We start from the raw sequence: 5,737 nt of genomic DNA on the forward strand, positions 1-5,737 counted from the left end.
TGGCAAAACGTTATGACAACGGCGCTGACTATTGGACTACTCCCGACAAACGCCTATGTAAGGGAAGCCCATTTTCTACCCTTAATTGTGCGTTTCTGTTGCTGGAATTGGGTATGGAGCCTTCCGATCCTTTATTAAGGGGGATTGCCGACCTGTTTTTAAGTTCATGGCGGAAAGACGGGCGGTTTAAGTTGTCCCCGCAAGGCGCAATATATCCCTGCCATACCATTAACGCCGCCAATGTTCTTTGCCATTTAGGATATGCTTCCGACAGCAGGCTTCAGAGTACCTTTGACCACCTTTTGGAGATACAGCACAGTGACGGCGGCTGGCGTTGTAAGAAGTTTAGTTTCGGGAGAGGCCCGGAAACAGAGTTTTCAAATCCCGGCCCGACGTTGACAGCTCTGAATGCTTTTCGATTTACAAGTTTGCTCAATAAAGAACAAGCCCTTGATCGAGCCGTAGAATTCCTGCTTGAGCATTGGACGATCCGCAAGCCTCTTGGCCCTTGTCATTATGGAATTGGTACTCTGTTCATGCAGGTTGAGTATCCTTTTGCCAATTACAACCTTTTTGTTTATGTCTACGTTCTCTCTTTCTACGATAGCGCAAAGAGGGATAAGCGATTTCTGGATGCGCTTGGGATTTTGGAATCCAAATTGGTTGACGGCAAGATTGTAGTGGAGCGGCTTAATCGGAAATTAGCCGGGCTTGCCTTCTGCAAAAAGGGAGAACCAAGCGACTTGGGGACTATGCGTTACCATGATATATTAAAAAACCTTGGTTGAAATTATGAAAAGACGGGGATGCTTCTCTTACTTGAAAATTGTTTTATCGTATGATATTATTGAATAAATTTGGAAGATTGGAGTTGAAAGGATGCGTAACATTTCTTGCTAATATATTAAGGCATAATGAAATTCATGGAAGCGGCGGTTACCGCGTGTTTTGTTATGCCTGTGCAAGAAAGTTACTAATTCCTTTAACTCAGCGAATATAGCTTTGTCCTGCCGTTTTGGCTTGGGCATTGATGTGTTTGTGAGCTGCAAGAATTAACTTTCTTGCAGCTTTCATAATTTCACAGGAGGACAAAGCTATGTCGCTAATCAACATTTCAAACCTAACCTTTGCCTATGAAGGCAGTTACGATAACATTTTTGAAAATGTCAGCTTTCAAATAGATGCCAGCTGGAAACTCGGTTTTACAGGAAGAAACGGCAGGGGAAAAACTACTTTTTTAAATTTGCTGCTCGGTAAATACAAATATAGCGGCAGCATTTCCGCTTCGGTAAGTTTTGAGTATTTCCCTTTCGAGGTTGCAGACAAGACTATAAATACCATTGAGATTGTAGAAAACATTAGCCTTGAGCATCTGCATTGGGAACTTATGCGCGAGTTATCTCTCCTTGAGATTGACGAGGATGTGCTGTATCGCCCGTTTGGCACGCTTTCAAACGGAGAGCGGACAAAGGTTTTGCTTGCAACGCTTTTTTTAAGGGAAAACAGCTTTTTGCTTATTGACGAGCCTACCAATCATCTTGATATGCATGGTAGAGAAATCGTCAGCAATTATCTGAACAGCAAAAAGGGCTTTATTTTGGTATCCCATGATAGAGCCTTTCTCGATGGTTGTATTGACCATATTCTTTCGATTAACAAGACCAATATCGAAATTCAGCGAGGTAATTTTTCGTCTTGGCTTGTTAACAAAGAACGTCAGGACAGCTTTGAGCTTGCGGAAAATGAAAAGTTGAAAAAAGAAATTAAACGTCTCGAAAAAACCGCAAGAGAAAAAGCCGCTTGGTCTAACATAGCGGAAAGCAGAAAAATCGGATTTGATCCTGCCAAAACCGAAAAAAGCATTGGCCGGCGTTCCTATGAGGGAGTAAAATCAAGAAAGCTAATGAAAAGAGCAAAGGTGATTGAAGCAAGGCAGCAAAAAGCTATAGCAAAAAAATCCAATTTGCTTAAAAACCTTGAAAACTCGGAAAATCTTAAAATAGCACAGCTTTACTATCACGCAAATCGTCTTGTGGCATTTGATGATGTTTCAATTTTTTACGGAGAGAAAGCCGCTTGCCGAAATGTCAGCTTTACTGTTGAACAAGGTGACCGAATTGCTCTCTGCGGCAAAAACGGCTCGGGCAAGTCGAGTATCATCAAGCTGATTTGCGAAGAGAACATAACCTATACAGGAAGCTTTCAAAAAGGAAGCCGTCTGCTTATATCTTATGTATCGCAAGACACGTCATATCTTAACGGAAATTTATCCGATTACGCCTTGCAGAACGGTATAGACGAGAGCCTTTTCAAAGCAATACTCCGCAAGCTTGATTTTTCGAGAGTACAGTTTGAAAAGGATATGAGGGATTTCAGCGGTGGGCAAAAGAAAAAGGTGCTGATTGCCAAAAGCCTTTGCGAAAAGGCACATCTGCTTATCTGGGATGAACCGCTTAATTTCATTGATGCAATATCCCGTATGCAGATAGAGGAATTATTGCTCGAGTTCAAACCCACAATTTTATTTGTGGAACATGACAGCGTATTTTGTAGTAATATAGCTACAGAAATAGTTCAGTTGTAGCTTCATATTGAATGACAAGATAACAATCCAATTCCTTTGAGGCCACAATAAAGGGATTGTGGCCTCAAATTGAGATTAGCGCTTATATAAAAACTGAATAATGAGCGATAAGGGAAAGCGGCCTGCCTTATATGAGTTATTCCGTGTGAAGGGATAGTGTTTTATTTTGCTTCGTGCACACCCCTGATTTTTCCCTTTAAGATAGGCCAAATGGCTATAGAAGTAATCGCATCCTATAAAATGTAGCCATTATTTTATAAGTCTGTAGAAGCCGGACCCTGTGATAGGGCGGGTCCCGGACCTTGTTCTATTAAGTCTTTAGCCCGGCTGATGAAAATAGTTTTTGAGGCGCTGTCGTATTTCACCTGGCAGCCTAATTCTTCAGCAATAGTCCTTAAAGGGACCATTGTTATCGTCTCATCCCTGGTGAACGGGGGTGTCCCGCATTGTTTTTCAACGCCGTTGACAGTGTATGTCTGCCGGCCGACATACATGGTGATAGAGGTGTCTGCGCGGCAAATAGTCACCTGATCCGGCTCGGTCCATGTTACCTCGCCCCCCAGTGCTTTCGCCAGGTTTCTCACCGGCGCCATGGTGACGCCGTTTTTGTCGTACGGAGGGACGTCAAAAGGAATCGGCCTGCCGTCTACCAGCACATGGATTCTCGCTGAATAATTGGGTGAACATGAGGCGTCATTCAGCAAAGAATCAATATCCGAGCTGTTTGACTTGGTTAGCAAGGGGATATTTACCCGGACATTCTTATCTACTTTGTCCCTGGAACTGCATTCTAAATGCAAATCAATAAGAGTAGTGTTCTCGCTCACGTCTTTTACATTTACCTTGATAGAATCATCGGACTTGGCATCATTGCCGGTTTGCCGCATCTGCCCTTCGATTTGCCCGGCAATATCTATTTTTTTCCATTCGTCCCGGACAGACAAATTTACACTGTATGTTCCTTTCAAGTTCTCATTGCCGCCGGTAAAATCGGTGTTTACCGTTAGCCTGCCGGTCGATTCCGAATTGCCGCCGAAATTCATTGCCGCAGCCAGCTTGCGCTGCCCCGCCGGCAACAGGGAAACTTCGTATGTTAGTTCTTCTAAATCAAAAATATTTGCCAGTTCCTGCTGTATTTTCTCGGGGCTTGCCGGGTAGTCGCCATTACTGACGCCAGCGTCAATTCCGGCTATTATTTCACTTTTAATTATTTCCTTGTCTGCTTCGGGTTCCATAGAGGAACCTATTTCGGCTATTATGGACGCCAATCTTTCCTTTTCATCCACGCTTTTTTGCATAAACGAGTATACTACATCGCACAGCCCCTGCTGGTCTATACTAAAGGTGGCTTTCTGGTTGACTAACGAGACAGAAAAATACTTGTCCGGAATAGCTTCAACCATGAAAACCAGCAAATCCTTGGAGCCCGGCGGCAGGTATTGTCCCTCGCGGTATGTATATGAGTTCCATAGCTCACCGATTTCGTTTCCGGTATAATAGACGTATTGGGGAATGTTTTTCAGTCTGTCGGTTTCAAGAGCCGGGTCGATATCTTTGAGCAAGGACAGAATTTCCGTTGACAGGATCAGCTTGTTGTCATCAATGAACAGGCTGCCGGAATAGTTGTTATGATTGTAAGACAAATTATAGTCCAGCGCCGCTTTTTTTTCGGGGGAGTTGAGCTTGTAGTCAAACTTCAGCTCAGAGCCGTTCAATTTCTTTAGCGCTTCATCATCCGAGACGAGTGAGCCGCCGAATGTTTTTAAAACCAGGGCGGCGGTGCCTGAAGCTTTTTCCAGAAGCCCGTCCGGCGGGCTGAAACTATAGCTTTGCAGACCGCTGAGCAGCAACTGTTTTGCCGTTGAGGTAGATGCCGCCTGTACGGGGTAAATAACGCCGAGAAATAAGGCAAAACATAGCAACAGCGATAAAATCCTTTTATTTTTCATAGAGTTTGTCTGTCCCCCCATGTTAATAAATTCCTATCTACACTTTACCATAGATTGGGCAAATATTGTACATAAATTATTTTGGCTTATGAACAGAAATTCTTTAAAAATCTATCCTGAAACGGCGCATGAACCAGTCGTCGTCGAATCTCCGCCGGGTGAAAAAAGCAAGCCGCTGTTCCAAGGCGCCGCCGCGCAGCACTCTGCTGACAATTTTTTTTAGCCGGGTGGGGGAGCTGACCAAGTCAAGGATTTTCTTAATGCGGTCATAATTGAAATGAGAGTAAGCCATGCGCAGCAGATTGTAATGCACATGATCAAATGTTACGGGGTAGGGATGTTTATTGCGAAACAAATGCAGTATTTTAACTGATGGGTTCACATATAACCGGTATCCGAAGAGCCACAGTTTAAGTGAGATTTCAACGTCTTCATATCCCCAAACAATAAAGCCGCTGTCGAATCCCCCTACTTGGTGAAACGCTTCGGCCCGGATAGCGAGGCATCCCCCCGGCAACAGAGGTACGCTTGTCAGTTCCCGATTAGCGGGCGGCGGCAGCCAGACGGTTTCCAGACGCTTGTTCCAGGTCTGCCCGTAGCCTGCCGCCGCCGGGTTTTTCAAAGAGCCTATGGCCGGCGAAACAGCGTCAACTTCAAGGTGCCGGGAAAAAGTATCCAGGAGGACGCGCGGCCAGTTTGCCGGTACGGTTATATGCGCGTCGCAAAAGATCAGGTATTTGCCGTGAGCTGCCGAAGCGCCGAGGTTTCGCGCCCGTGCGGCCCCTAACCCCGGAGCGGGGAGGTAATTAACTTTCCGATAGAGGGAACTCTCTTGCAGAAATGCGCAGCAGCCGTCTGTGGAACCGTCGTCCACGACGATGATTTCGTCTTTATTGCCTGGCGCGGCTGCAATTATTGAGTCTATAGTCATTTTGACATTTGCGCCTTCATTTTTACAGGGGATAATTATTGATGCTTCCATAAGAACACCCGCCCGAAGTTTTTTATTATAACTTATTAAGCGGAGTGGGAAAAAGCGACTAAGCAAAAAACACGACAAAGCAATAGCTTGACTAACCATAATGATTTTGTTAAAATATATTGCAACGTGGAAAAGAGAATAATTTGCGCCTGTAGCTCAGCTGGATAGAGCGTCTGACTACGGATCAGAAGGTCGGGAGTTCGAATCTCTTCGGGCGCGCCA

4 protein-coding genes and 1 tRNA gene are annotated in these 5,737 nt (G+C 44.8%); 3 read left to right on the forward strand and 2 right to left on the reverse strand.

Annotation, left to right across the window (positions count from 1 at the left end):
• Together A4E54_RS07120 and abc-f are read left to right on the forward strand one after the other, a co-directional pair.
• Positions 1-788: prenyltransferase (locus A4E54_RS07120; protein ID WP_286725288.1), on the forward strand; the 788-nt coding region annotated here is incomplete at its 5' end.
• 308 nt (positions 789-1,096) lie between these two features.
• Entirely contained in the window at positions 1,097-2,584 is a 1,488-nt protein-coding gene (gene abc-f / locus A4E54_RS07125; protein ID WP_240084359.1) for a ribosomal protection-like ABC-F family protein, read from the forward strand.
• Positions 2,585-2,838: 254 nt separating this feature from the next.
• Here abc-f and A4E54_RS07130 read toward each other — a convergent pair whose 3' ends face one another.
• Positions 2,839-4,533: a copper amine oxidase N-terminal domain-containing protein gene (locus A4E54_RS07130; RefSeq protein WP_286725290.1), complete on the reverse strand. Its 1,695-nt coding sequence runs from the start codon at positions 4,531-4,533 to the stop codon at positions 2,839-2,841.
• 103 nt (positions 4,534-4,636) lie between these two features.
• Positions 4,637-5,515: a glycosyltransferase gene (locus A4E54_RS07135; protein ID WP_240084357.1), complete on the reverse strand. Its 879-nt coding sequence runs from the start codon at positions 5,513-5,515 to the stop codon at positions 4,637-4,639.
• Positions 5,516-5,660: 145 nt separating this feature from the next.
• Here A4E54_RS07135 and A4E54_RS07140 point away from each other — a divergent pair.
• Positions 5,661-5,737: transfer RNA gene (locus tag A4E54_RS07140), tRNA-Arg, on the forward strand.

Origin of the sequence: Pelotomaculum sp. PtaB.Bin117 (genome assembly GCF_002067195.1) — a bacterium.
In the GTDB taxonomy this organism is placed as follows: domain Bacteria; phylum Bacillota; class Desulfotomaculia; order Desulfotomaculales; family Pelotomaculaceae; genus Pelotomaculum_D; species Pelotomaculum_D terephthalicicum.